The sequence below is a fragment of the Cystobacter fuscus DSM 2262 genome, from assembly GCF_000335475.2.
Lineage (GTDB): Bacteria > Myxococcota > Myxococcia > Myxococcales > Myxococcaceae > Cystobacter > Cystobacter fuscus.
Genome location: NZ_ANAH02000006.1, coordinates 124,478 through 148,953, shown reverse-complemented (window position 1 = coordinate 148,953; position 24,476 = coordinate 124,478). Strand labels below are relative to the sequence as shown.

At 66.9% G+C, this 24,476-nt stretch carries 20 protein-coding genes; 10 read left to right on the top strand and 10 right to left on the bottom strand.

The genetic code is table 11. From position 1 onward, the window contains the following. Positions 1 to 98 precede the first annotated feature (98 nt). On the top strand, positions 99 to 257 hold the full coding sequence (locus D187_RS56350) for a hypothetical protein (protein WP_162159635.1): 159 nt from the start codon (positions 99 to 101) through the stop codon (positions 255 to 257). A gap of 202 nt (positions 258 to 459) precedes the next feature. Here the strand turns inward: D187_RS56350 and D187_RS10905 are convergent, their stop codons facing one another. From D187_RS10905 to D187_RS10890, 5 genes are all read right to left on the bottom strand, one after another. Next, positions 460 to 849: a hypothetical protein gene (locus D187_RS10905; RefSeq protein ID WP_002626995.1), complete on the bottom strand. Its 390-nt coding sequence runs from the start codon at positions 847 to 849 to the stop codon at positions 460 to 462. Between the two features lie 38 nt (positions 850 to 887). Continuing rightward, entirely contained in the window at positions 888 to 4,229 is a 3,342-nt protein-coding gene (locus D187_RS10900) for an endonuclease toxin domain-containing protein (RefSeq protein ID WP_002626996.1), read from the bottom strand. Positions 4,230 to 4,523: 294 nt separating this feature from the next. Continuing rightward, positions 4,524 to 4,889, bottom strand: a complete 366-nt coding sequence (locus D187_RS59180) for a PAAR domain-containing protein (RefSeq protein WP_076606145.1) — start codon at positions 4,887 to 4,889, stop codon at positions 4,524 to 4,526. Between the two features lie 129 nt (positions 4,890 to 5,018). Further along, positions 5,019 to 6,542 (bottom strand): DUF1501 domain-containing protein, encoded by a 1,524-nt coding sequence (locus tag D187_RS10895; RefSeq protein WP_002626997.1) that lies wholly within the window; start codon positions 6,540 to 6,542, stop codon positions 5,019 to 5,021. A 4-nt stretch (positions 6,543 to 6,546) separates the two neighbouring features. Further along, positions 6,547 to 8,214 carry a DUF1800 domain-containing protein gene (locus D187_RS10890; RefSeq protein ID WP_002626998.1) on the bottom strand — a complete coding sequence of 556 codons (1,668 nt, stop codon included), beginning with the start codon at positions 8,212 to 8,214 and terminating at the stop codon, positions 6,547 to 6,549. A 405-nt stretch (positions 8,215 to 8,619) separates the two neighbouring features. Between D187_RS10890 and D187_RS10885 the strand changes: the two genes are divergently transcribed. Further along, positions 8,620 to 10,668: a di-heme oxidoreductase family protein gene (locus tag D187_RS10885; RefSeq protein WP_002626999.1), complete on the top strand. Its 2,049-nt coding sequence runs from the start codon at positions 8,620 to 8,622 to the stop codon at positions 10,666 to 10,668. A 52-nt stretch (positions 10,669 to 10,720) separates the two neighbouring features. Here the strand turns inward: D187_RS10885 and D187_RS49770 are convergent, their stop codons facing one another. After that, positions 10,721 to 12,343: a Kelch repeat-containing protein gene (locus tag D187_RS49770; protein ID WP_051256314.1), complete on the bottom strand. Its 1,623-nt coding sequence runs from the start codon at positions 12,341 to 12,343 to the stop codon at positions 10,721 to 10,723. 521 nt (positions 12,344 to 12,864) lie between these two features. Here D187_RS49770 and D187_RS10875 point away from each other — a divergent pair. From D187_RS10875 to D187_RS10860, 4 genes are all read left to right on the top strand, one after another. Then, the gene (locus D187_RS10875; RefSeq protein WP_002627002.1) at positions 12,865 to 14,247 is read left to right on the top strand and encodes a DUF4403 family protein; all 1,383 of its coding nucleotides are present in this window, start codon (positions 12,865 to 12,867) and stop codon (positions 14,245 to 14,247) included. Positions 14,248 to 14,777: 530 nt separating this feature from the next. Beyond that, on the top strand, positions 14,778 to 15,413 hold the full coding sequence (locus D187_RS10870; RefSeq protein ID WP_051256313.1) for a hypothetical protein: 636 nt from the start codon (positions 14,778 to 14,780) through the stop codon (positions 15,411 to 15,413). After that, positions 15,410 to 16,012: a hypothetical protein gene (locus D187_RS10865; protein WP_002627004.1), complete on the top strand. Its 603-nt coding sequence runs from the start codon at positions 15,410 to 15,412 to the stop codon at positions 16,010 to 16,012. The genes D187_RS10870 and D187_RS10865 overlap by 4 nt, the downstream gene beginning before the upstream one ends. Positions 16,013 to 16,117: 105 nt before the next feature. Further along, on the top strand, positions 16,118 to 17,137 hold the full coding sequence (locus tag D187_RS10860) for an aldo/keto reductase (protein ID WP_002627005.1): 1,020 nt from the start codon (positions 16,118 to 16,120) through the stop codon (positions 17,135 to 17,137). Between the two features lie 69 nt (positions 17,138 to 17,206). Here the strand turns inward: D187_RS10860 and D187_RS57645 are convergent, their stop codons facing one another. After that, entirely contained in the window at positions 17,207 to 17,365 is a 159-nt protein-coding gene (locus D187_RS57645; protein ID WP_002627006.1) for a hypothetical protein, read from the bottom strand. A gap of 126 nt (positions 17,366 to 17,491) precedes the next feature. Here D187_RS57645 and D187_RS10855 point away from each other — a divergent pair, with 126 nt between their 5' ends. Next, the gene (locus D187_RS10855; RefSeq protein ID WP_245591678.1) at positions 17,492 to 18,052 is read left to right on the top strand and encodes a hypothetical protein; all 561 of its coding nucleotides are present in this window, start codon (positions 17,492 to 17,494) and stop codon (positions 18,050 to 18,052) included. 8 nt (positions 18,053 to 18,060) lie between these two features. Here the strand turns inward: D187_RS10855 and D187_RS10850 are convergent, their stop codons facing one another. Continuing rightward, positions 18,061 to 19,038: a class I SAM-dependent methyltransferase gene (locus tag D187_RS10850; RefSeq protein WP_002627008.1), complete on the bottom strand. Its 978-nt coding sequence runs from the start codon at positions 19,036 to 19,038 to the stop codon at positions 18,061 to 18,063. Positions 19,039 to 19,170: 132 nt separating this feature from the next. Between D187_RS10850 and D187_RS10845 the strand changes: the two genes are divergently transcribed. Together D187_RS10845 and D187_RS10840 are read left to right on the top strand one after the other, a co-directional pair. Next, positions 19,171 to 20,313, top strand: a complete 1,143-nt coding sequence (locus tag D187_RS10845) for a cystathionine gamma-synthase (RefSeq protein ID WP_002627009.1) — start codon at positions 19,171 to 19,173, stop codon at positions 20,311 to 20,313. An 81-nt stretch (positions 20,314 to 20,394) separates the two neighbouring features. After that, entirely contained in the window at positions 20,395 to 21,564 is a 1,170-nt protein-coding gene (locus D187_RS10840) for a tetratricopeptide repeat protein (protein ID WP_002627010.1), read from the top strand. On the opposite strand, the gene D187_RS10835 is transcribed toward D187_RS10840, so the two are convergent. Then, positions 21,565 to 21,786 (bottom strand): hypothetical protein, encoded by a 222-nt coding sequence (locus D187_RS10835; RefSeq protein ID WP_002627011.1) that lies wholly within the window; start codon positions 21,784 to 21,786, stop codon positions 21,565 to 21,567. Positions 21,787 to 21,795: 9 nt separating this feature from the next. Further along, positions 21,796 to 23,160, bottom strand: a complete 1,365-nt coding sequence (locus tag D187_RS10830) for a pyridoxal-phosphate dependent enzyme (RefSeq protein WP_002627012.1) — start codon at positions 23,158 to 23,160, stop codon at positions 21,796 to 21,798. Positions 23,161 to 23,433: 273 nt separating this feature from the next. On the opposite strand from D187_RS10830, the gene D187_RS10825 reads away from it, so the two are divergent. Continuing rightward, a complete protein-coding gene (locus D187_RS10825) occupies positions 23,434 to 24,471 on the top strand; it encodes an aminoglycoside phosphotransferase family protein (RefSeq protein ID WP_002627014.1) in 1,038 nt (345 codons plus the stop codon). Positions 24,472 to 24,476: the final 5 nt, after the last annotated feature.

Here is a 24,476-nt window from a genome sequence, read left to right as displayed (position 1 = left end):
CCACCTCGACGTCGTACTCCTCGCCCTCCTCGTAGGCGAAGAAGACCTCCGCGAGGGGGGGCTGTCCGCCAGTCGATGAGGGAGAGGGACGGGCCGACGTGGGTGCTGGAGGCGAGCAGCACATCCACCTCGCGCGGGCCGGTCTCCAGCCGCATGTGGGCGAAGTACGGGGGTGCTCCGCCCGGATGCTGGGCGCGCACGGTGGCGAGCAGTCGCAGTTGATGGTCGACCCGTCGTTGCTGGTCGGCGTTCAGTGAGGACACCGTACACCTCTGGGTGGAAGGAGAAGCGTACGGGTAGCAACCCAGCACGGGGCCGCGAATCCGTCAGGACACGGATTGCGGCCTCGCGGCGGGTTTGCTTGGATGATGGTGCCCGCGGGCGAGCACGCGCTGGGCTGGCCATACCCTGGGGCGGAGCGCCTCCCGTCTCACGAGTGCTCGACGACCACGCAGATGGTCAGGGCTCATTATGGCTCTTCAAATAGCTGGCGGCCCACTGCGCAACCCCCTCCAGGCCAGCATCAATGGGAATGCGAGCCGTCTGCTCATGATTGAAAGACCACCGTTTCAGCTTGTTCTTGATCATCGGAATGATCTCGTAGTGGTCGGGGTGACATAGAATGGTGACGCTGAGCGCCCGCTTCTCGAAGTCCCTCCACTTCTTGGAGCCCGTCGCCTTGACGATGAGTGCCTTGTCTGGATCCCGTCCAGGCGACGGAGCTTCGGGGTTTCCTCGTGCCAATGACGAGCGGAGGGCCTCGGCGAGGCCCTCGGCCTCGGCCTTGAGAATGGGCTCGATGTCGACCCATCCCACTTCCGCGGCGCCGATGGTGGGGACGTAGAACATCCCGTCACAGATGTAGATAGTGGCTCTGGCTGGCATGGTCAGGGAATCTCGATGATCTCCATGATGATTCTGAGCCCTGGTCGACTCTGACTCTGGGCGTGCTGAATCGCGTTGTTGAGCACTTGCTGCTGCGCCGGGGTGGCGGCACCTTTTGGTACGGCGACCTGGAGGACCCGGGTCGTGACGTCTCCTGGGAGGATGGTCACTCCACCTTTGCTGTCGCCTGCGAAGTTCCTCATTTTATTGATATATCCCTTGAGTAGTCTATCCAGGTTGCCGGGCTTTTGGTAGGTCTTGGCGAACAGGTTACATGATTTGATGCTGGTGGCAACTCCTGCTGCTCTGTTGAACTTGTCAAAAACCTTGAACCCATAGGGCAGGTTGCCTTGAAGGTGGCCCTCGATGAAGAAGCCCCGGACGCTGGGCGGGAGTTTCCAGGGACGCAATGCCCACCGAGGTATCCACTTCCCCACGGCCGCCGCCAACTTGGCGCCGTTGACGGCCCGGACGATGCGCCTCGCGACGAAGCCCATCGCATGGCCTAATACCCAACCGCCCGCCAGCACGATGGCCGCCTTGAGTAGCGCACAGGATATACAAATATTCGACCAACCGTTCTCCAGCCCCTGGTGGAGGATGTCGGCCGCCGCGAAGACCGCGGCACCCAGGAAGGGGTTGACCGCGAAGGCAGCCCCCGTCACGGCGCCCTCGAGGGCCGCGGCGGCGATCTGCATGGGGCTTTTGCCCTCGAGGGCCGCCACCACCCCCCCAACGACAGCCCCAATGATGGCTCCTGCGGCGATCCAAGCCCACTGGGCGTGGGGGTCGATATGGTTCCATGGGTCGTTGGCGCAGTAACTGTACCCGGTTGCTCCCTCCTTGAACCACGCGGGATCGCGGGACAGATAGCTCTTGAGCAATGGGCTGTAGTATCTCCCCAGATTGTAGTGGAGCCCCGTGTCCTCGTCCTCGTACTGGCCCGCCAGGCGCCAGGGCTGCCGCACGCGCCCTACGTCGATGTGCGCCTTTCCAAAGGAATCGTAGCGCGCCCTCCAAGCGAGACGTCCCTCGTCATCGAACACGGCGATGACCGCCTGGCGGGCATCCTGCTGCATCCAGTACGTCCGGCCAGCCTCGTGGAAGGCGATGGGTGAAACCCCTTGGGGCAGGTAGACGTACTCACGGCGAGCCGGTGGCGCATCCGGGGCCTCACACTGCTCCTCCCATATCAATTGCAGACCAGACCAGCCATAGCGCCATGTCCGCTGGCCGTCCGTGGCCGTGATGCGACGGCCCAGCGCATCATAGGTATAGTTCCAGCGGACGCCGCTTGCCTGAAGTTCCCCGAGTGTTCCATCCGCGTTGTGGCGGCACTCCAGCTCACCGTGGGGGCCTGGCAACCGGGTGACCTGTCCGAGTGCGTCGTACTCGATCCGGAAGTCACCATGGCTTCGCGGTTCGTCCATCGGACCAAACTGTCGGCGGACGCTTCCATCGAGTATCAGGTTGCCATTGGCATCATAGGCATGGTGGATGGATTGTTGGGACTGGTTTCCCTGTTGAACCCGCTCTGACACCAGCCGGCTGCCCTGGTCGTATGTGAATGAGCGCTCGAGCCATGCTTCAGGCGATTGGCGGTCATAGAGGGCGATCAGGCGCTCGCACGCGTCGTAGATATAGCGCTGCTCGCTCAAGCAGTGGTTGTTGCCGTCCGTGACACGGGAGTGGGAGCGCCGGCCAAACCGTGCATGTTCCTGCTCCTCGATGACGGCGGCGCCGTAGCGTAAACGCTGAATGGCACCAGAGGCCTCATACTCGAGCGAGATCGTCTTCCCCCAGGCACGCACGCACAGGGGCTTGCCGTCCGGGTCGTATTCATAGCGGACCGTGGTTCCTCGCGAAGACGTCAAGGCAATGAGTCGGCCCGCCTTGTCGTACTCGTAGGTGAAGCCAGCCTCTCCGGTATGCTCGGAGCGCAACCGGTCCTCTGCGTCATAGGTATACGCCGTATGTGCCTGTGCGTTCGAGGCTGCGTCCAACCGCCCGGAAGGGGTGATTTCCAGGCGGACGGAGGAGCCATCCGCCCAGCGGATCTCCTCCAGGTGACCGTTGGCATTGAGCTGCCTCGTGACCGTGCGCCCATCCCGTGTTGTCTGGGTCGCCTTCCGGGAAGACGGATCGTAAACGAAGCTTTCCCGGGAGCCGTCCGGATGGGTGATGGACGCAAGCCGCCCCTCCTCGTCGACCTCGAGGGCCGTGCGCCGTCCGAGTGGATTCGCACAGGCTTCAAGATGGCCTCGGGAGTTGTAGCTATAGCGCCGGAGCGCACCCGCTCGGTCGCGCCTGGCCGCTACCTTGCCGTCCTCCGTGTAGTCCAGGGACTCGTACGTCCCATCCGGATAGGTGATGTGGAGCAGGCGGTCCTGCTCGTCGTAGCCGAATCGGTAGGGGATTTCTCCTTCCTGTCCTGCCTCGGTCAGCCGGTTTTTCGTGTCGCGCTTGAGCGAGAGCCTCGCCCCCCCAGGGAGGATCAGCGTCTTCACTTGTCCCCTGGCGTCATTCTCGAATTGGAAGAGAGCGCCCGCCGGTGTCAGGAGCCGCTGGGGCATGTGGTCAGCGCCCAGGGTGAGTCGTGTTGAGTATCCGAGCGCGTCACTTCCGACGAGATCCCCGGTGGCCGGTTCCCGCTTGAAGGCATGTCCCCGCTCACGCAAGCCCTGGAGGAGCCGGTCCGAGCTATGCGGGTGGGCGAGAGGCTGCAGCGCGGTGAGGTGCGGTTCTCGTAGCCGGAACCGGGTTCCTACGGCTCGGGTTCGCGCCGCGGCGGACCCGCGGAAGTGGGACACCCTTTCCAGCCGGAGGCCCTCCATCCCGGCCCCCAGGATGGAGAATGCTTGTACCGGGCCCAAGAAGTCATTGGCCTCTTCGTCGGAGCACGCGGCGAGGAATGCCGGGAGCACTCGCGGGTCGTAGTAGCGGAAGAACCAGCGCTCGCCATGCGGCGAATCGACTGTCAGGAACTTTCGGAGGTGGACGAAGAGGTCCTCGAAGGAGAGGGCGCCTTGGATGAATATGCCCCAGGGCTGGGTCCAGAGCGTCGAGTGGATCCACGCGAGCAACTCTTCATCGACGTGGACCAGATAGGGAGCCTGCTCCGCGAGGTTTCGAGCCGCCGCGCCTCGGTACAGGATTCGTCCTCGGTGCTCACCCAGCTCGGCCACGCGCGCGAGTACCTGTGGCGTGTGGCAGGCGTCTAGAACAGCGAAGAGTCTTCCTTGGCGGCCCTCCTGCCGCAGTGCCTCGAGATCAATCGCCGATACCTGCATCCAGGAGGGCAGCGAGGACGCCGTGAGTGAAGGACTGTTCTTCGTCCAATTCATGGGGGAGACACCTTCCGCCAGGGCAGGTAGACAACGGTTCGTTCATGGGAAGAAACGAAGCGAGAGGATGCCGCGGCGCCCGGCGACGTCACGCCCACCTGGGCACTCCCCCTTCGCGTCGGCTCCGTGCGCTACGTGTCGGCTACCGCCGCGCGATGACTGTCGGTGACGCGCGACTGCCGCCTTGGCGGCTGGCCGGAGTCAGCCACCCACCCCCCCCCAACATGGGTATTCGACACGGATGTGCCGCAATCCGTCTCAAGGCCTTCTTGAAGGAAGTCGTGGCCGCGTGGCTCACTCCTCCGTGCTGATGCTCACGAAGGGTGCGCCACTCTCACGGGCAGTGCTCATGGCGCTGTAGCCCGCATCGCCAATGAAGACTGTCGCGGCGCCTGTGACGATCTTGCCGCCATGGCACGACGTATCGCCCAGTCGAGCAGCCTTCTGCCTGCCGATAATGACGGTTGGCGAGCCTGAACCCAGGGCCGTTTCACTCCCCACACCTGTACAGAGGGCGGGGTCACCAACTCGGGCCGCGGGTTGCCCCTCGATGATGACCGTATCCTCACCCGTGCTGACGGGACCTCCAATGTGGGGAACTGGTCCTGGATTGACCAGCGGACAGCTCTGTAGGTCTCCGACACGTGCAGCCGGTGGCATCGCCTCTCCCGTGTCTTGCGGTTCCTCCCCCACCGCCGTCCCCCTCCAGAATGGAGCTTTTCACGGGGCGGCACTCACAGTCAAATCATTTGACTGCGAGTGGATATTGCCCCTGGCGCCACCCGGGCCTTACGCGTCCGCCATCATGAACGCGATCTTGGACTGCCGCGCGGCGGTCGGGAAGCCGTTGGCGGTCGCCGCGGCGAGGTAGTCCTTCATGTTGGGGAACACGTAGTCGCGCTCCGCCGTGGTCGACAAACCCAACCACGACACGATGGAGTGGGCGTACTGGTCCACGGACAACGTGGGAATCCAACGCCCCTTGGAGTCGACGGTGTCCGGGTTGTTCGCCGCGTTGCTGGACAGGTCCAGGTTGGGGAACGTGCCATACAACCGGCGCCCGAGGACGCGATCCCCGAGGACGAGGGCATGGCTTCCCCAGCCATGGTCCGTCCCCTTGTCGGAGTTCTCCCGGAGGGTGCGGCTGAAGTCGCTCATCGTGAAGAGCGTGGCCTGTGGCGCGTTGGCTCCAATGGCCGTCTGGACGAGCACGAGCGCCCGGTAGAAGGCGTCGAGCGCGAAGTCGAGCTGTTTGAACAACGAGCGCTGGGCCGTGTCCTGCCCGGAGTGGGTATCGAAGCCGCCCAACCCCACCGAGAACATCTGGCGCTTGAGGCCCAGGCCGCCGCTCGCCACGGGAGTCGCTCCCGCCACGATGTCCCGGAGGACCTGGTAGAGCTGGGGCGGCAGGGTCCAGCCCCCGCCGTCGGTGGGCAGGACGAACAGGGCGTCGACGGCCTCGCGCGTGGCCTGCGGGAGCAGGTTCCAGGCGGTCTCCTTCGCGGTGGTGCGCGAGTTGGCGAAGCTCTGCGCCATGGAGAACGTGTCACCATAGGAGGCCTCCAGGGTGACATCGTTGTGGAGGGCCAGCACCTCGGCGAGCGCCTCTTGTTGCAGGGCGCCGAAGGCGGCGTCGCTCGAGGCCCGGAAGCCGAGCGTGCCATTGCTGGCCACCGTCATGGGCTGCCGTGAGGCGCCCAGGGAGAAGAGCCCCTTGCCGCCGAACGAGGTCACCTCCGGATACTCCCCGGGGTTCAGTCCGCTGATCTTGTCCGCGGCTCGGCCGCCCCACCCGGTCACCTTGCCGATGAGCGGCAGGGGGAGGATGACGCTGGAGGGGTTCGCGATGCCGCTCGCCCAGGCGTCCTGCTGGTCGGAGTGGGAGAACAGGTTGTCCGGCCGTGCCACCGCGCCCGAGGTGTAGTCCGTCTTCTTCATGGGCAACACGAGCGGCCCCACGTTGCACACCACCGCGGCCTTCTCCTGCTCGAAGAGCGCCTGGAGCTTCGTGAGCGAGGGGTGCAGTCCATAGGAGCCGGTGGCGGTCCCCACGGGGTTGATGGGCAGCAGGTCCGCCAGCTTGATGCCGATGTTCGGCCGCGCCGCGAGGTACTGCGCATGGGGGGTCGCGAGCCGGGGAACGATGAGGTTGTTGGAGTCGTTGCCGCCCAGAAGGAAGACACACACCGCGGCGCGGTGGCCCGCGTAGCCGGCGGCGGTGGCGGCGCGCGCTTCTCCCCACCAGCGGGGAAGGGTGGCGGCGGCGGTGAGCAGGCCCGTGGCCCGGAGGAACTGGCGTCGTGAGGAGCTCATGGGATTACCTCTGGATCTGGAACTCGGGGGAGAGCGACGTGAGGTAGAGGGCCAGCTTCTGTCGGCGGGTGCTGCCGGCGCGGGGATCGACGATGGCGTTGTAGACCGCGAGCTGGATGTTCGAGGACGCCGCGTCATGGAGCCAGTAGCGGCCGAGCCAATACACCAGGTCGCTCGGGTCCGCGGGCAGCTTGCTGTAGTCGATCAGGATGCCATTGGTCGCCGCCGTGCTCGAGAAGTGCAGGTCGTGCACGAAGTTGGCGCGCGCGGTGGCCGTCGCGGTGTCCAGGATGGCGAACTCGGGGCCGAGCAGCCCGTTGCCGCCCGGGGCGGGAGCGTTGGGGGGGTAGTAGCTGAAGACCGACGAGGGCCTGGGCACTTCCTGCCCGAGCGACTTGCTCCAGGAGTTGAGCTTGGCTCCCGGGTTCTTGTCCACCGTCTGATCCAGCGTGCCGTTCAACCACCGGATGGTCGAGGTGATGAACAACGCGGGCGGGCGGAGCCGGCCGAAGGTGGCGTAGAGCGACAGCGGCGGCTGGGGGCCGCGCGCCTCGGTGTCCTCGAGGATCTTCCGGACCACCGCGCCCAGGTCACCCCGTACGCCACTGCCATTGTTCTTGAAGACAGCCACCACCCGGCTGACGTACGCGGGGCTGGGATTGCTGGTGACGAGGTGTTGGATGAGCTGCTTGCAGATGAACGGAGGCAGGTTCGGGTCGGCGAAGATGTTGTCGAGCGCCTCCTTGAGGTGCACCGTGGCGCTCGCTCCCGCCGTCGTCACCACGCCCCGCAGGAGCGTCTGCGACGTGGAGTCGTGATTGACATCGCAGCCCACCATCGGCTGGGCGTAGTTGGCCGGGTTGTTGCGGCCCTTGGTGGGGCAGCCCGTGGCGCTGGCGAAGGTCCACCCGGAGAGGGCTCGCGAGAACGCCTGGACCTGGGCCTCGGTGTACGCGGGGAGCGGCACGCCGTTGGCGTCGAGCTTCACGGTGCCGTCGTCGTTCAGCTTGTGCAACCCGAGCGTGAAGAGCTGGAGCAGCTCCCGGGCGTAGTTCTCGTTCGGCTCGATGGCCTTGCCCGCCGTGTCGAACGCCCGGTTGTTCACCATGTCCAGGTAGCTGCCCATGGCGGGGTCGCGGGTGATGGCGTCCAGCAGGGTGCGGAAATTGCCGAAGGCGTTCGCGGAGAGCAGGTTGAGATAGCCCGCCATCGCCACCTTGGGCTCCGACTCGGGCGTGGTCGTGCTGTCGTTGATGCCATTCGAGGTCGCGACGAGGATCTGACTCAGCGCGAAGGCCACCCGCTGCCGCAGCTGATCCTTGCCCATGATGGCGTTGTAGAAGAACTGGGAGCCGATCTCCTTGCTCGTGGTCGTCCCGTCGTACGTGTAGCGGGGCGCCGAGAGCTGCTCGGAGATGGCCTGGGTGATGCCCACGTCCACCACGTGCTCCACGCTGTCGATGGGCTGGGGGCTCACCCCATTGGCGAGGCGGGGCCCGAAGGTGGCCTGCTCGAGGAACCGGATGGCATTGGCCTCGGACGGCTCGGTGAGCGACTCGGCCTGCTCCACCTGCGCGAGGCTGTCGACGGGGTTCTCCCCCGGGGAGCCCTCCTCCGGTGCGCAACCCGTGGCGCACAGAGCGAGGGCGAGGGTGGCGGTGTGACGTCTCATCCGATGTCCTCCTGGGACGATGCTGCGCGGGAGCGGCATAATGCGTAATTCCGGACTAAGTATCAAGACCTTATAGAATAAAAAATACAATGAAGGCTGAAAAATTGTAAAAACAGTGTCACGGCAACAGATCTCGAGGAGAACCAACTCTTGAGTCTCAAGAGTTGGGGAAAGCGCGAATTGCATGGATTGATATGCGAAATCCATCGCCTCATTGGTGCTGTTAGGATAAGGAAAGGGCGTCGCCCAGAACAAACCCAAGACAAAGAGGTGCCCTTGAAACTCAGGACATCGACAACACCGCCCCCCGTGCTGTCTGGTTCCCCCGTCGCTTCCGCCCTGACGGTGGCGGTTGCCGCGGCCGTCTCGTTGACGGCTTGCGGAGGTGAGGGAGCCGGCGCGGGTGTGGACTCGGCCATCATCATGACCCCTCCGGGCACCGGCGTGACGGCCGCGTACTCGCCCCTGTACGAGCCCGGCACCGAGGCCGTCGAGCAGCTCCAGTACACGGAGCCCGACGGCACCCTGGTGACCTTCATGGGCGCGCGCCCCACCGAGCGCCATGCGCGTGAGCGCGGCGAGGCGTGGGACGCTCCCGACACGGGCCCGGGCCGCTACTTCACCTTCCCCACCTTCTACTTCCAGAACCGCACCTTCGGTCTGGAGATCCGCGACGAGGTGCCCGCCGGCCGCCAGAAGATCTCGGTGTACCTGCACGTCAACGATGGCACGTTCCGGGGCACGACCTTCAGCCTGTTCCGCAACATCAACAACCCCAACGTGCGCGACTTCGGCTGGTCGCTGAACTACGGCTTCAACAACCCGCTCGAGGCCAACCAGCCCATCTGCCACGCGGGCACGCGCGATTGCATGATGTCGTTCACCTCCAACTGGCGCACGTCCCCGCACAGCCCGTTGAAGATTGGCGACAAGATCGAGCTGGCCCCCGCGCCGCGTCTGCTCTCCCCGGCCATCGACGGTGGCGGTGAGCGCTACTACTCGTTCGAGCAGCTCTACGTGGTGGGCAAGGGCATGCGCCCCTGGTACGGCATCGCCCCCAACCTGGACTCCGAGCCGCTGCCCGACGAGACGCTGCTGGGTGGCCAGGCCAGCGTGTCCTACAACTACTCGGAGGAGCCGCACCGGGTGTTCCAGCAGATGGCCAACAACATCGGCATCAAGAACACCAAGAGCTTCGTGCAGGGACGCCGGTTGTTCCACACCTCGTTCGCGGATGGCACGCACTCGGAGCATCCGACCAGCAACCCGGTGTTCACCGAGCACAAGGGGCAGCTCGGCCCCCGCTACAACCAGGCGCGCTGCATCGAGTGCCACACGCTCAACGGCCGCAGCGCGGCGCCGGCGGCGGGCGCGCGGCTCGCCACCCTGTCGGTGCTGACCGGCGCGGCGGGTGTCGGCGGCTCGGTGCTGCCCGACCCCACCTATGGCTGGAACGTGCAGCAGGTGGCGGGCTCCACCTCGGCGCCCGGCTACGGCGTGAGCGTGGCGTCCTACACGAAGACGGTGCGCACGCTGGCCGACGGTACGCAGGTGGAGCTGGCCAAGCCCGTCTACTCCTTCACGGGTCCGGTGCCGTCGCTCTACTCCGTGCGCCAGGCCCCGCAGGTCATCGGCATGGGCCTGCTGGAGGCGGTGGCCGAGCCCACCATCCTGGCGCTGGCCGACCCGGATGACGCCAATGGCGACGGCGTGCGCGGTGTGCCGCACTGGGTGAACAACCCCGAGACGGGCAAGGTGCACCTGGGCCGCTTCGGCTGGAAGGCCACCAAGGCGAGCGTGCGCCATCAGGTGGGTGACGCGCTCGTCAAGGACATGGGCGTCACCTCGCCGGTGTTCCCGTCGGTGAGCTGCCAGAAGGGCTCGCCCGACTGCCGCGCCACCACGGCGGCCACGGCGGTGTCGGAGACGGAGCTCCAGCGCATGTCGGACTACCTGTCGCTCATCGGCGTGCCGGCCCAGCGCAGCCTGCGCAGCGGCTACCCCGAGGGCATCCGCGTCTCGCCGGAGCATGACGTGAACCCGACGCTCATCAAGCGCGGCAGCGCCGTCTTCGCCGAGGCCCGTTGCACCTCGTGCCACACCGCCCAGCTGACCACGGGCAACAACCACCCGTTCGCCGAGCTGCGCGGCCAGACCATCCGCCCGTACACGGACCTGCTGCTGCACGACATGGGGCCGGAGCTGGCGGACACGCTCTCCGAGGGCCAGGCCGCCCCGAGCCTGTGGCGCACGCAGCCGCTGTGGGGCCTGGGCTCGCTGAAGTTCGTGCAGGGCAGCGCGCAGAACGTGCGCTACCTGCATGACGGCCGCGCCCGCACGCTGGCCGAGGCCATCATGTGGCACGGCGGCGAGGCCACGGGCAGCCGCGACCGCTTCGCGGCGCTCCCCAAGGCCGACCGCGACGCGCTGTTCGCCTTCCTCGAGTCGCTGTAGTCGTTGTAGTGGATGGGGGCGGCCCCGCTCCTCCGGGGCCGCCCTCGCTGTCTCAGGGGAAGGAGTAGCGTTCCGCCGTGCTGTGCTCGAGGGGGGTGTATCCCCCCACCAGCAGCAAGGTGTTCTCGTCGAGCTGCGTGGCGGAGTGCTTGTAGCGGGCCACGTTCAGTGTCGCCCCGAGGTTCCACGTGTTCGTGGCCGGATCATAGACCTCGGAGGTGGCGTTGATTCCCGTCAGCGTGTGGTATCCACCGGTCACCAGCACCTTGCCGTGCACGAGCGTGGCCGAGTGCTCCCGGCGCGGGGAGTTCAGCGCGCCCGCCGAGGACCAGGTGGACGTGGCGGGATGGAACAGCTCCGCCGTGACACCGAGGTACATGTCCCCGGTCAATCCGCCCACCACCAGCACCGTCCCGTCGTCCAGCAGGGTGGCCGTGTGGGCGGAGCGGCCCGTGCTCAGGTCGGCCACGCTCGTCCACGTCCCGGTGGAGGGCTCGTAGAGCTCCGCGGACGACAGGGGTTGGCCTTCCGCCCCGGTGCCACCCGTGGCCAGCACCCGGCCATCGCGCAGCACGGTCAGGGTGTGGTTGCGGCGAGCGGTGTGCAACTCGCCGGTGGGGGACCACTGGCGCGTGGACGGGTCATACAGCTCGGCCGTGGCGAGCACGCCGCCGGAGCTCTCCCCCGTACCGCCTCCCGCCACCAGCACCTTGCCATCGGGCAGCACCCCGGCGGTGTGATCATAGCGCGAGGTGCTCATCCGTCCCGTTGGGGACCACACGCCCTGGGCGGGGTCGTACAGCTCCTCGACGCTGGCGGAGCTGGCTTTGGCTCCTCCGGCGACGAGCACCGTGCCGTCGGGCAGGAGGGTGGCGGTATGGGCGCGGTGCGTGGCGATGGGGTTGCCCACGGCCGACCAGGTCCCGGTGGTGGGATCGTACTCCTCCGCGGTGCGGCCATAGCCCCCGGTCACGAGCACCCGGCCATTGGGCAATCGGGTCGCGGTGTGCCGCAGCCGCGGTTGAAGGGTGTTGGCGGTGGGGACCGAGATCGGCGTCGTGGCGACAACGTGCACCCGCTGGGTCTTGGTGCCCTTGTTGCCGGAGGGATCCGTCAGCGAATAGGTGAGCGTATAGGTGCCCGGAACGTTCGTGTTGACCGTGCCCTCGGCCGTCACGATGCTGTACCCCAGCCCGCCATGCATGCAGGCATCGTGGCCCATGGCCTCCTGGGGGGTGAACGGTGAGCCCGCGGGAATGGTGATATCCCCGCCCTCCAGATAGATGTCCGGCGGTAGGGTATCGACCACCGTCCATTCGGTCGTGCAACTGGCGCTGTTGAATCCGTCCCAGACGCCGGCTCCCGTATAGACGGTTCCCACCATCTTGTAACTGTAGGATGTCGAGACGTATTGAATGGAGCAGTTGTCTGAGTACTGCAGGTTGGGAACCTCGTCGATGTACCCGCCGCACTCCACCACGCCGCCATAGGCATCGCATGTCACGACGGGGGGCGTCACGTCGGGCGAGCAGCCGTCGTCCGCCAGGTTCCGGGACTGGGTGCTCACCGCCGAAGGCGTCGCGGACTCACCCGTCAAGTCATTGTCGGTGGATGTGACACCGCCGCACGCCGTGGAGAGCAGCAGGGCGCAGGCCGCCAGGGTCTGGTTGGCCATTCCAGACAAACGTCTCTCGTGAAACACGGATGGAATCATTGACGCGTGCTCCTTCTTCGGGGGAACAGCACGGGGGGACGGCTGAACAAATGAAACACGTTCTTGTTCAGACAAACAAGACGCATTTGTACGTCTTGTTTTCGCCCGCTTCATCCAAGGCTTTCCAGACGGAAAGTTGAAGGAGGGGTGCCCGCGAAGCGAGGGTTCCCGGTTCTACCCGACGCTCAGGTGCTGTCGTGAGGGGGGGTTGAACGGGGGGCGGGGATTCTGCCCCGTTCGTCGTGAAGGCTGGAAGGGGGGGGCCGTGGGCCGCCCGCCCTGGTGTCCCGCTGGGAACCCGGCTGGCCGGTTGGGGTATAGTACGCGCCGCACTTCCCGTGCCCTTGCTTCCCATGCTTCGTTCGCGCCTTCGTCCCGTCCCCGCGCTCCTCGCGTCCCTCGCCCTCGTGTCCTGTGGGGGTCCCCGTCTCGAGGCGCAGAGCCTCCAGCCACCTCCTCCCGCCTCCAATGGGGGCCGGCCGGTGTCGGATCCTCCGCCCTCGCGCATCGTCATCCACGCCACCATCTTCCGCGAGGCCCTCGTCCGGAAGATGGCCGAGAGCCTGCCCCGCTCGGGCGAGGGGGATGCCGACCTGATGGCGGGCCAGAAGATCCACTACACCTGGCAGCGCGAGCCGGTGACGCTCAAGTTCGATCGCGGCCGCGTGGTGGTGGGCGTCAACGTGCTCGGGCGCTTCAACATGCTCGGGGAGCGGCAGATGCCCATCTCCCTCACCATCGCCGGCGAGCCGGTCATGACGGCCGACTTCAAGGCGCTGCTGCAGTCCACCGAGGTGAAGGTGGTGGCCTCCGGGCCGGTGGACGCCGTCAACCGGGCCATCGAGGACAAGCTGCACGGCCTCGTGGGCAAGACGCTGGACGACTTCCGCTTCGACGTGCGCCCCCTGGTGGCCAACGCCTTCTCCCGGCTCGCCCGGCCCATCGAGATTCCCGTGGGCGATCAGCTGGCGTGCGCCGAGCTGAAGGTGACCAACCTGGAGGCCTCGCCCACGGTGCTCGCCGATGGTTTCGAGAAGGACCTCGGCATCGTCGTGATGCCCTCGGTGACGCTGCCCTGCACCCCGGTGGCCAGCCTCGCCCAGGCCCCCGACGCCGGCACCCCCGGCCCCGACGCCGGGACGGACACCCGGCTCGCCAGTGGCTCCCCGGGCGCCTCCGCGCAGCCGGCCACCTACGTGGTGGGGGCCTCCTCCGGAGATGGAGGCACCCCGGCGGACGGGGGCGTGGTGGCCAGCGACGTGCGCATGCCCCTGCTGCAGAACGTTTCCACCCTGCCTTCGGGTCCCTTCAAGGTGGTGGTGCCCGTGGCCGCGCGCTACGAAGAGCTGTCCAAGGCGCTCGAGTCCTCCATGAACGGGCGGCTGTTCTTCTCCGCCTCCAATCCCGAGCTGTACATGGAGAAGCCCCAGGTCTACCCCTCGGATGACACGGTGGTCATCCGGATGAACCTCGGGGGCAGGGCCCGGGTGGGGGACTACTCGGTGGGCGTGGGCGGCGAGCTGTTCTTCGCGGGACACCCCCATGTCATCGACAACCAACTCTCCGTGCCGGACCTGGAGATCACCCCGGGCACGGCCAGCGAGTTGGTGAAGCTCAAGTTCGCCCTGGACTACGCGTCCATCCGCGACCAGGCCCGGCAGGCGCTCCGGGTGGACGTCTCCGAGCGGCTCGCGGCGGTGAAGGACAAGCTGTCCACCGAGGTGTCCTTCGACGACAGCCTGGGCTGTGTGCGCGGCCAGGTGCTGCGCTCCGAGGTGACGGGCGTCTACCCGCATCCCTCCTTCCTGCGCATCTACGTGCAGGTGGATGCCCAGCTGGGCCTGTACCTGCCCTGCAAGGGATAGGGCGCCCGAAAACCCCTGCGGTGGAGGGAGGGCGGCGTTGATGACGCCCCTCCCACGACTGGTCCCGGACGAGCTGTGGGCAAGGGTGAAGCCGCTCCTGCCACGACATCGCCGCAAGTGAGCGTGCTTGAGCGCCACTTGCGAAGCGGCCCTGAGTAGACAGGGCACGTTACCTGACCTCCCTGGTCCATTTCTGAAACGAGCTCTTATCCGCTGCCGGGGGGGGGCGTGCCTTGCGTGACTTTTGAAGTCACGTCCTCTAGAGTTTCCTCCGTGCTTGCCGGTGCCTCACCGAGATGCTAGTTTCTCCGGGTGGAAGGGAATTCCGTGTTTTCAGCCGGGAGAGAGACGTCAGCGGAGAGAGCGGTTCGATGGACGGGTCCATGGCGAACGTGACTTCACCCGGAGGGCTGCGTGGGACCTTGTGGGCTTCGCTCCTGACGATCCTGGGTTGTGCCTCCACCCCACCCATCGAAGGGGTCGTGCGCCCCAGGCCCGGAGAAGCCTTCCTGGAGAGCCTCCCGGGCCCGATGCCTGGCTTCGGACCCTTCGACTCCTACTCGGATGCGCTGATCGCCGCCTGTCCGCGCATCCTGTCCAAGCCCCATGCGACCGCGGGCCGAGCGCAAGCCCAGGACTTCCAGTTGCGCTGGCGAGTCTCGCGCGAGTATTGCGCTTGGCTCTATTACACCCCGGATCACAAATACGAGATGAGCATGCTGACGGACCAGTCGCGGCCGGATGGTCTGGACAGGAAGAAGAGCTGTGTCCTTCCGTTCCACGTGGAGGATCAGCGCTACCCGCCGGGCAGTCTCGAGTATGTCTTCGCGCTCCACAACCATCCCTACGCCGCCCGGCTCTCCGACGATGACATCCAGTCCATCGTCTCGAAGGGACGGATCCACGGCTTCGAGGCCGAGACCCGCGAGGGCAAGGTCAAGCTCGCCGTCATCGCGTTCTTCTCGGACTCGGGAGACACCGAGCACCCGACGTGTGACGGTTTCTTTCAATACATTCCGCTGACGAGTCAATTGTTGAAGTGGACCCAGACCCAGGGCGAGTGGCGCTGCCAGCAGACGGGCACCGTCCGCTGGCTCAACGAGACGGACTTTCGCGTCGAGGCACACGTGGCGCCCTGCCAGATGCCCTCTGGGGGGGCGCCATGAGACCCAGCCGCCTGCCCCTCGCGCTCACGGTCTTCCTCTCCAGCTGCGCGCTCTTCCACCCCGCGGCGCCCCGCTCCCCGGAGGACCCCTCCATCCGGTTCCCGTCCTTCCACGAGCGCTTCGCCACGCCAGTGGGCGGGGAAGGCCAGACGTATGAACTGGATGGCGTGACGCTCCGGGCCCTCTCCCTCGCCGCGCAGGACTTCCTGCCTTCCGGCGGCGCTCAGGCGTCGTGCGCGGACAAACCAGAGGCCCTCCGCTACCGGGTCATCCGGCAGGGTGAGATCATCTTCGTGCAGATCTCCCTGAACTCCGCCGTCTGCGAGCACACCGTCCTGGACGGGGGTGTGAAGTACGCCATCCACATCGATGGCCGCATCCTCCGCCGCCTCTTCGACGGAGAGCCCGAGGCACTGCCTCCGGAATCCGATCCGGCACAGGTGCCGCCCTCGTCCGCCGCACCGGTGCCCACGTCCCAGGTCGGCTCCACCTCGGCCCCGCCCGCGGCTGGCCTGCCCGCGTCCTGGTTCGATGGGGGCACTCCCGACGCCGGAAGCCCTGGCGCGGATGGCGGCGTCCAGACTCCCGACGCGGGCTGAGCGCATCGCCCCATGCGATTGGGATAGGGCGCCCGAAAACCCCTGCGGCGGAGGGAGGGACGCGTTAAGTCACGCCCCTCCCATTCCCTGGAGGGGTTGACGCACATGAACTACCGGATGCTGGGCCGCACGGGCCTGTATGTGTCGGAGCTGTGTTTCGGAGCGATGACGTTTGGTGGCGAGGGCCGGTTCAAGGCCATCGGGACCCAGGGCCAGTCCGAGGCCGATGCGCTGGTGGGCCGTTGTCTGGACACGGGCATCAACTTCTTCGACACCGCCAACGTCTATTCCAACGGCCTGTCCGAGCAGATCCTCGGCAAGGCGCTGGGGGAGCGGCGCAAGGATGTCGTGCTCGCCACCAAGGTGCGCGGGCGCATGGGTCCCGGTGTCAACGAGGTCGGCCTCTCTCGTGGACACATCATGGACTCGGTGCATGCCAGCTTGAAGCGGCTGGGCACCGACTACATCGACCTGTACCAGATTCATGGTTTCGATGCCGTCACACCCATTGATGAGACCTTGCGCGCGCTCGATGACCTCGTGCGTCAAGGCAAGGTGCGCTACCTCGGGGCCTCCAACCTCGCGGCCTGGCAGTTGATGAAGGCGCTCGGCATCAGCGAGCACCGAGGGCTCGCGCGCTTCGAGTCGTTGCAGGCCTACTACAGCATCGCGGGCAGGGAGCTGGAGCGGGAGCTGGTGCCCTTGATGAAGGACCAGCAGGTGGGCCTGATGGTGTGGAGCCCGCTGGCGGGTGGTTTCCTCAGCGGCAAGTACCGCCGGGGAGCCCAGGGTCCCGAGGGCGCTCGCCGCACCCAGTTCGACTTCCCCCCGGTGAACCAGGAGCGGGCCTACTCCGTCATCGACGTGATGGATGGCATCGCCAAGGCGCACTCCAGCTCGGTGGCGCGGGTGGCGCTCGCGTGGTTGCTGCACCAGCCGCACGTCACGACGATCGTCATCGGAGCCAAGACAGCCGAGCAGCTCGAGGACAACCTCGCGGCGCCCGAGTTGAAGCTCTCGCCCGAGCAGCTCGCCGCGCTGGAGACCGCCTCGGCGCTGCCTCCCGAGTACCCGGGCTGGATGCTGGCCTTCCAGGGCCAGAACCGCTCTCCCGAGCAGAAGTAGCGGCGTTGGCGGTGTCGCTCAACCCAACAGGAACCCTCCAAGGACTTGACTTGGGAAGTCGAGTCCGCTTCAGTAGGCGGCCACGTCGTCGGCTGTCGAGTCGGCGGACGTGAGGCGTGCATTGACGGAGGCCAGCGCATGGCGGACGAGAAGGACGACGAGGGGCAGGGGCCTTTCCACCTCGGGAATCGGTACGAAGAGGTGGAGCCTGGGCTGGGTCGTCTCCATGAAGCGTGGCACGTGGGCACGGGGCGTCCGGCCTTGCTTCTGTTTCCATCGGACCGCGTGGAATGGAAACCAGACGGGTCCTGGGATGTGCATTTCTCCTGTCAGCCGAAGGCTCCCTCCGTCACCGTGACGGTGAATCGCTCGCCCGCTGCTCCTGACTTGACGGAACTGGCGGACATCCTGGTGATGATGTCCACCGCGGTGCAGTGCGTGGAGGACAATCCCCAGGCGCGGGACCACCTGTTGAAGGGGACTGTGAAGCCCCCGGTGCAGCAGGACTCGAAAGTACATGGGACGAGGCGCTTCCGGGCGGCGATGTCCGCCGGGGCCCTGGCCATGGTCGCGCTGGGTCTGGGCGTCTGGCTGCTCCTGTCGAGAACTCCAGATGCCTCGGAGGAACTGGCCGAGGAATCGTCATCCCAGACAAATGCCCCGATCTTGAGCAACTCGGACACACCGCGCCCGGCGGCGCTCTCCTATCCCTTGCCCGCGCGGCCCTTCCGCAATCAGGCCGTGGTTCCCTGCAAGCCCAAGCCCGTCGAATTCGAGATCAATGGCGGGTGCTGGATGGAACTCGCTCTGAAGCCCCCCTGCGCGGACCTCGTGGCGGAGTACCAGGGCAAGTGCTACGTGCCCGTCTCGAAGGACCGGAGCGGGGGCCGGCTGCCGCAATCCGCCAAGCCATGACCTGATGCTCAGCGGGGTGCCACCATGCGCCAGCAGCGGTGGATCTGCTGTCGCTGGAAGTCCTCGGGGATGGAGCCCGGGGTGAGTTCCTCCACTTTCGCGTAGTGGCGCACGGCGGAGTCCTTCAGTTCGAAGCCCAGGAAGTTGGTGGAGAAGTAGAGCACGCCGCCGGGCGACAGCAGTGCGCCGAGCGCCTCCAGCATGCGCACGTGATCCCTCTGCACGTTGAACGTCCCCTGCATGCGCTTGGACGTGGAGAAGGAGGGCGGATCGCACACCACGAGATCGAACGTCTCCTCGGGGTTGTCCTTCTGGGACAGCACCCACGCGAGCGCATCCCCGCGCAGCAGGGTGTGGCGCGCATTGGACAAGCCATTGAGCGCCAGGTTGTCCTCGGCCCAGTCGAGGTAGGTATTGGACAGGTCCACGCTCAGGGTGCGCGTGGCCCCGCCCGCCGCGGCGTACACGGTGAAGGCGCCCGTGTAGCAGAACAGGTTGAGGAAGCTCTTGCCCCGGGCCTCCTCCCGCACTCGGGCCCGCGTCAGCCGGTGGTCCATGAACAGGCCCGTGTCCAGGTAGTCCCCCAGGTTCACCCAGAACTTCAGCCCCTGCTCCTCCACCACGAGGCGCTCGCCGCTCTCGCCCACCCGCCCGTACTGCGAGCGGCCCCACGGCTGGGGCAGGTGTGTCTTCACGTGGATGTACGCCGCCGGCACGTCCAGCACCTCCTTCACCGCCGCCAGCACCTCCTCGCGCTGCTCCTCCAGCCCCCCCTTGATGGCCTTGCGGCGGGGGTACTCCACCAGGTGCACCCGCTCGCCGTAGAGGTCCACCGCATAGGGGTATTCGGGGATGTCCCGGTCATAGACGCGGAAGGCGGTGAGCCCCCGGGCCTTCGCCCACTTGCGGAAGTGCCGCACGTTCTTGCGCAGGCGGTTGGCGAACATGCCTTCCCCCGCCTTGGAGCCCTGGTCCGCTGTCGTCATCCCGACGTGTCCTCTCCCGTGTGCCTGTTCCCTCTCTTCTCCGACTCTTCACCCGCCGGCAAGCGTTCCGCACCCACCGTCCCGGGTTCTCCCGGCCTCCCGGGGACATGGGGAGTGTGCTAGTTCGCCGCCATGCGCTTCGACACCCTCGCCATCCACGCCGGCCAGGAGCCGGATCCCACCACCGGCGCCATCATGACGCCGGTCTACCTGACCTCCACTTATGTCCAGGATGGTCCCGGAGAGCACAAGGGCTACGAGTACAGCCGCACCCAGAACCCCACCCGCAAGGCGCTCCAGGAGTGTCTGGCGGCGCTCGAGGGCGCGAAGCATGGGTTCGCCTTCGCCTCGGGCCTGGCCGGCACGGCCATGTTGATGCACCTGCTCAACGCGGGCGACCACGTCGTCGTCTCGGACGACGTGTACGGCGGCACCTTCCGCATCTTCGACAAGGTGTTCCGGCGCCATGGCCTGGAGTTCTCCTTCGTGGACCTGTCCCGCCCGGAGTCCTTCGAGGCCGCCATCACCCCGAAGACGAAGATGGTGTGGGTGGAGTCGCCCACCAACCCCATGCTCAAGCTCATCGATCTGGCGCGCATCGCCGAGACGGCGAAGAAGCGGGGGATCCTCTCGGTGTGTGACAACACCTTCATGACCCCGTACTTCCAGCGTCCGCTGGAGCTGGGCTTCGACGTGGTGGCGCACTCCACCACGAAGTACCTCAACGGGCACAGCGACGTGGTGGGCGGCTTCGTGTGCACGAGCGACGACGAGCTCGCCCAGCGCATGGGCTTCCTGCAGAACGCGGTGGGCGGCGTGCCCGGCCCCATGGACTGCTTCCTGGTGCTGCGCGGCGTGAAGACGCTCGGCGTGCGCATGGAGCGCCACGCGCAGAACGCCCACAAGGTGGCCGAGTTCCTCGTCAAGCACCCCAAGGTGAGCAAGGCCACCTACCCGGGTCTGGAGAGCCACCCCCAGTACGCGCTCGCCCGCAAGCAGATGAAGGGCTTTGGCGGCATGATGACCTTCGACATCAAGGGCGGTCTGGACTCCGCGCGCCGCTTCCTCAAGGCCGTCAAGGTGTTCGCCTGCGCCGAGTCGCTCGGTGGCGTGGAGTCGCTCATCGAGCACCCGGCCATCATGACGCACGCCTCCGTCCCCAAGGAGACGCGCGAGCTGCTCGGCATCTCCGATGGGCTCATCCGCCTGTCCGTGGGCATCGAGGACGCGCAGGATCTCATCGACGACCTGAAGCAGGCGCTCGAGGTGGCGTAAGGTGGAGTCCGGGGGGGCTCTCTCCCCCCCGGGAGCGCCTGGACTCCCGGTGTCCATCGCTGTTCGTGGAGGTGGCCGCTCATGACGAAGGTCTCCCTTCAATCCGCCGAGGCTGCTCGCCTGGAGAAGCAAGGAAAGCCGGAGGAGGCGATCCGGGAGTTCGAGCGTGCCCTGGCGCATGATCCCCAGGATGGGAACGCGCTGCTGGGACTCGCGCGGCTGCGCCTGTCGCGAGGCGAGAACGACGCCGGGCGCGCCCTGTTGCGCCGCCTGCTGAAGGTGGAGCCCCAGAACGCCGAGGCGCAGGTCCACCTGGCCCGGCTCGATGCCGTGGCGGGAGACGAGAAGGCGCTCGAGGCGCTGCGGAAGCTGGCGGCCCGGAAGGACGCGGATGCCTTCGTGCTGCTCAACCTCGGACAGGCCCTGCTCACCCGCGGGCGGTTCGAGGACGCGGCGGAGGCGTTCGAGCGCGCGCTGCGGCTGCAACCCGAGGAGTCCTCCCTCCTGCTCGCCCTGGGCATGGCGCGGCAGGGGCAGGGCAAGGGGGAGCAGGCGCTGCTGCACTTCCAGAAGGCCACCGAGGTCAACCCGGGTGACTACCAGGCGCCCCTGCTCGCCGCGCGGCTGCTCGTCCATCAGGGCCAGCTCAACCGGGCCCTGACGTTGATGAAGCAGGCCGTGGAGCGGGTGCCGGACAAGGCGGAGCTCTACCCCGAGCTCATCCAGCTCTATCTGCTGATGGGCGAGACGAAGGGCGCGATGCGCACGGCCGCCGAGTTCCGCACCCACAGCCCGCGCAACGCCGCGGCGGCCTACCTGCACGGGCTGACGAACATGATGATGGGCTACACGCAGGAGGCCGAGCGGTTGTTGAATGCCTCGCTGTCGCTGGAGCCGAAGGGCATCGACGCGCGCCTGGCGTTGGCGAACATCCGCCGCATGGAGGGCGACCAGGTCGGGGCGCTGAAGTGGTTGGAGGAGGCCTGGAAGCTCAATCCCCAGGCGCCGGGGCCCGCGTGCGAGCTGGCGGTGCTCTTCATGTCCCAGCCTGGGGGCGCGGCCCAGGCCGCCCAGCTCCTGGGGGTGGCGCTCGGGGCGCATCCCGACGAGCCGAGCCTGAACCTCAACATGGCGCTGGCGCTCGCCGACAGCGACGTGCCCAAGGCGCGCGAGCACGCGCTCCGAGCCAAGGCCCGGGGGTCGAAGAGCATCCGCGAGCACGCGGAGCGGCTGCTCTCTCGTCTGTCCTAGTCAACGCGCCGGGCGTGGCTGGCCGAGCAGCTCCAGCGCCCGGGCCGCCGCGTCCGCCAACGACTGGGAGCAGGGAAAACACCCCTCGCCGCAGCACGTGGGCCAGTCGGCGGGAGGGGTGCGCAGCAACTGACTCACGGCGAAGCGGTAGGCGAGTGGCAGGCCCACGTCCTCACAGGCCCGCCGCACCGCGTCCTTCACCGCTTCGTCGTTCACCTCCACGGGGCGTGCTCAGCCCGCAACGCGGTGCAGGTGCTCGATGAGATCGATCTTCGTGATGACGGCGAGCACCTTCTCGCCCTCCTTCACCACGGCGACCTTGTCCTGGTTGAACACCTCGCGCAGCCGGTTGAGGCTCGTCTCCGGCGCCACCACGCCCTGCAGCGGCGTGACGATGCTGTCGATGGTGTCCGCGAACTTCACCTGGTTGGCCACCAGCGCGTTGAGCAGATCGTACTCGTGGATCATCCCGAGCGCGCGGCCGTCCTCGGCGAGCACCGGCATCTGGCTGATGCCGCGCTGGCGCATCGTCTCCACCACCTGGTCCACGCGCTGGCCCTTGCGCGCGGTGATGACGTCCTTCTTGCCCTGGAGCAGATCGCGCACCGTGCCCGCGCCCTTCTCCTCCATGAAGCCGTTGTCGCGCATCCACTCGTCCGAGTGGAACTTGCTGATGTAGCTCATGCCGGTGTCGGGGAGGATGACGACGATCGTCTTGCCCTTGCCCACTTCCTTGGCGAGCTGCACCGCCACGTGCACCGCCGCGCCCGCCGAGCCACCCGCGAAGATGCCCTCCTCGCGCGCCAGCCGCCGCGCCGCCACGAAGCTCTGGCGGTCATCCACCTGGCGCACGTCGTCCAGCACCTTGAAGTCCATGGCGCCGCACAGCATGTCCTCGCCGATGCCCTCGACCTTGTAGACGTGCGGCTCGGTCAGCTTGCCCGTCTTGAAGTAGCCCTCGTAGACGGAGCCTTCCGGATCCACGCCCACGTTCTTCAGGCCGGGGATCTTCTCCTTGAGGAACTTGCCCGCGCCGCTCATCGTGCCGCCCGTGCCCAGGCCCGACACGAAGTAGTCGATCTTCCCCTCGGTCTGCTCGAGGATCTCCGGCCCGGTGATCTTGTAGTGCGCCTCGATGTTGTCGGGGTTGTGGTACTGGTTGAGCATGAACGCGCCCGGGGTCTCCCGGTGCAGGCGCTTGGCCGTCTCGTAGTAGCTGCGCGGATCCTCGGCCGGCACGTTCGTGGGCGTCACCACCACCTGCGCGCCAAAGGCCTTCAGGCGGTTGATCTTCTCCAGCGACATCTTGTCCGGCATGGTGAAGATGCACTTGTAGCCCTTGACCGCCGCGGCCAGCGCCACGCCCATGCCCGTGTTGCCCGAGGTGTTCTCCACGATGGTGCCGCCGGGCTTGAGCTTCCCCTCCCGCTCGGCCTTCTCGATGATGTAGAGCGCCATCCGGTCCTTGATGGACGCGCCGGGATTCATGAACTCGCATTTGACCAGCACCGTCGCGTCGTTCGGGCCGACCAGGCGCTGCAGCTTGACCAGGGGGGTGTGGCCAATCGCCGAAAGGATGTTGTCGTGGATGTCCATCGGGAACTCTCGTGTGGGGTAGGGAGCGGCGCGTCCTTATTACCGCCCTGTGAGGGTGGGGTCGACCCTGACCGAAGTCATCCCCCTGGCCCCATTCAACACTCCGCCGGATTCCCCGTCTTCCGACGCGGCGCAGCGCGCAAGTGGACACGATTCACGTCCCGCGAGTGAGGGGAATGACGCGCTCTGGCACAGGGGTTTTGACCCCGCGCGTGCGCGCTCCCATACTCGCGCGCCGTTTTCACCCACCCGTTGCAGGAGAACCGCATCCCTATGGAACTCGAGGCCGCGCTGCGCGACCAGGTCGGGAAGGCCATTGGCCGCCCCGTGCCCCAGGCTCCCATCACCAAGCTCAAGGGCGATGCGAGCAACCGCTCGTACTACCGCGTGGGCACCGCGCCAGAGAGCTGGGTGTTGATGGTGATGCCGTTGGAGGCCTCGAAGAAGAGCGAGGAGGCGTCCAAGGGCGAGCCGCCCAAGGAGCTGCCCTTCATCAACGTGCACCGCTACCTCGAGGGGCTGGGCATCCGCGTGCCGCGCATCCTGCGCTACGACGAGCCCGCCGGGATGATGGTGCTCGAGGACCTGACGGACAGGACGTTCGAGGCGGCGCTCGAGGGCGGCAAGCACCGCGACGAGCTGTACACCCGGGCGGTGGATCTGCTCGCGCGCCTGCGCGCCCAGGCCGAGCGCCACGTGGACCCCAATTGCCTCGCCTTCACGCGCGCCTTCGACGAGGACCTCTACGACTGGGAGCTGCACCACTTCCGGGAGTGGGGCATGGAGGCGTGGAGCGGGAAGAAGCCCACGGACGCCGAGCGCGCCGAACTGGACCGCGTCTTCCGCGACATCGCGAAGCAACTGGCCGCCGCGCCCCGGGGCTTCACGCACCGCGACTACCAGAGCCGCAACATCATGGTGAAGGACGGGGAGCTGGTGGTCATCGACTTCCAGGACGCGCTCCAGGGCCCGCGCCAGTACGATCTCGTGGCGCTCCTGCGCGACAGCTACGTGGAGCTGGACCGCGGCTTCGTGGACGCCATGCTCGACCGGTACATCGCCACGTTCGCGCAGCTCACGGGCGAGCGCATCGAGCCCACGGGCTTCAAGGCCTTCTTCGATCTGCTCACGCTGCAGCGCAAGATGAAGGACGCGGGCCGCTTCGAGTTCATCAACCGCGTGAAGGGCAACCCGGGCTTCCTGGTGTCCATCCCCGCGTCGCTGCGCTACGTGCGCGACGCCTTCGAGCGGCGGCCGGAGATGGGTGGGCTGCGCAAGCTGGTAGCGAAGTACGTGCCCGAGCTGGGCTGAGGCGG

What these genes read in the sequence shown, in the direction of transcription:
- D187_RS10905 (WP_002626995.1), bottom strand. Translation starts at nt 849, where the DNA reads ATGTTCTACGTCCCCACCATCGGCGCCGCGGAAGTGGGATGGGTCGAC.
- D187_RS10900 (WP_002626996.1), bottom strand. Translation starts at nt 4,229, where the DNA reads ATGAATTGGACGAAGAACAGTCCTTCACTCACGGCGTCCTCGCTGCCC.
- D187_RS59180 (WP_076606145.1), bottom strand. Translation starts at nt 4,889, where the DNA reads ATGCCACCGGCTGCACGTGTCGGAGACCTACAGAGCTGTCCGCTGGTC.
- D187_RS10895 (WP_002626997.1), bottom strand. Translation starts at nt 6,542, where the DNA reads ATGAGCTCCTCACGACGCCAGTTCCTCCGGGCCACGGGCCTGCTCACC.
- D187_RS10890 (WP_002626998.1), bottom strand. Translation starts at nt 8,214, where the DNA reads ATGAGACGTCACACCGCCACCCTCGCCCTCGCTCTGTGCGCCACGGGT.
- D187_RS49770 (WP_051256314.1), bottom strand. Translation starts at nt 12,343, where the DNA reads ATGGCCAACCAGACCCTGGCGGCCTGCGCCCTGCTGCTCTCCACGGCG.
- D187_RS10870 (WP_051256313.1), top strand. Translation starts at nt 14,778, where the DNA reads ATGCCTGGCTTCGGACCCTTCGACTCCTACTCGGATGCGCTGATCGCC.
- D187_RS10865 (WP_002627004.1), top strand. Translation starts at nt 15,410, where the DNA reads ATGAGACCCAGCCGCCTGCCCCTCGCGCTCACGGTCTTCCTCTCCAGC.
- D187_RS10860 (WP_002627005.1), top strand. Translation starts at nt 16,118, where the DNA reads ATGAACTACCGGATGCTGGGCCGCACGGGCCTGTATGTGTCGGAGCTG.
- D187_RS57645 (WP_002627006.1), bottom strand. Translation starts at nt 17,365, where the DNA reads ATGGAGACGACCCAGCCCAGGCTCCACCTCTTCGTACCGATTCCCGAG.
- D187_RS10850 (WP_002627008.1), bottom strand. Translation starts at nt 19,038, where the DNA reads ATGACGACAGCGGACCAGGGCTCCAAGGCGGGGGAAGGCATGTTCGCC.
- D187_RS10845 (WP_002627009.1), top strand. Translation starts at nt 19,171, where the DNA reads ATGCGCTTCGACACCCTCGCCATCCACGCCGGCCAGGAGCCGGATCCC.
- D187_RS10840 (WP_002627010.1), top strand. Translation starts at nt 20,395, where the DNA reads ATGACGAAGGTCTCCCTTCAATCCGCCGAGGCTGCTCGCCTGGAGAAG.
- D187_RS10830 (WP_002627012.1), bottom strand. Translation starts at nt 23,160, where the DNA reads ATGGACATCCACGACAACATCCTTTCGGCGATTGGCCACACCCCCCTG.
- D187_RS10825 (WP_002627014.1), top strand. Translation starts at nt 23,434, where the DNA reads ATGGAACTCGAGGCCGCGCTGCGCGACCAGGTCGGGAAGGCCATTGGC.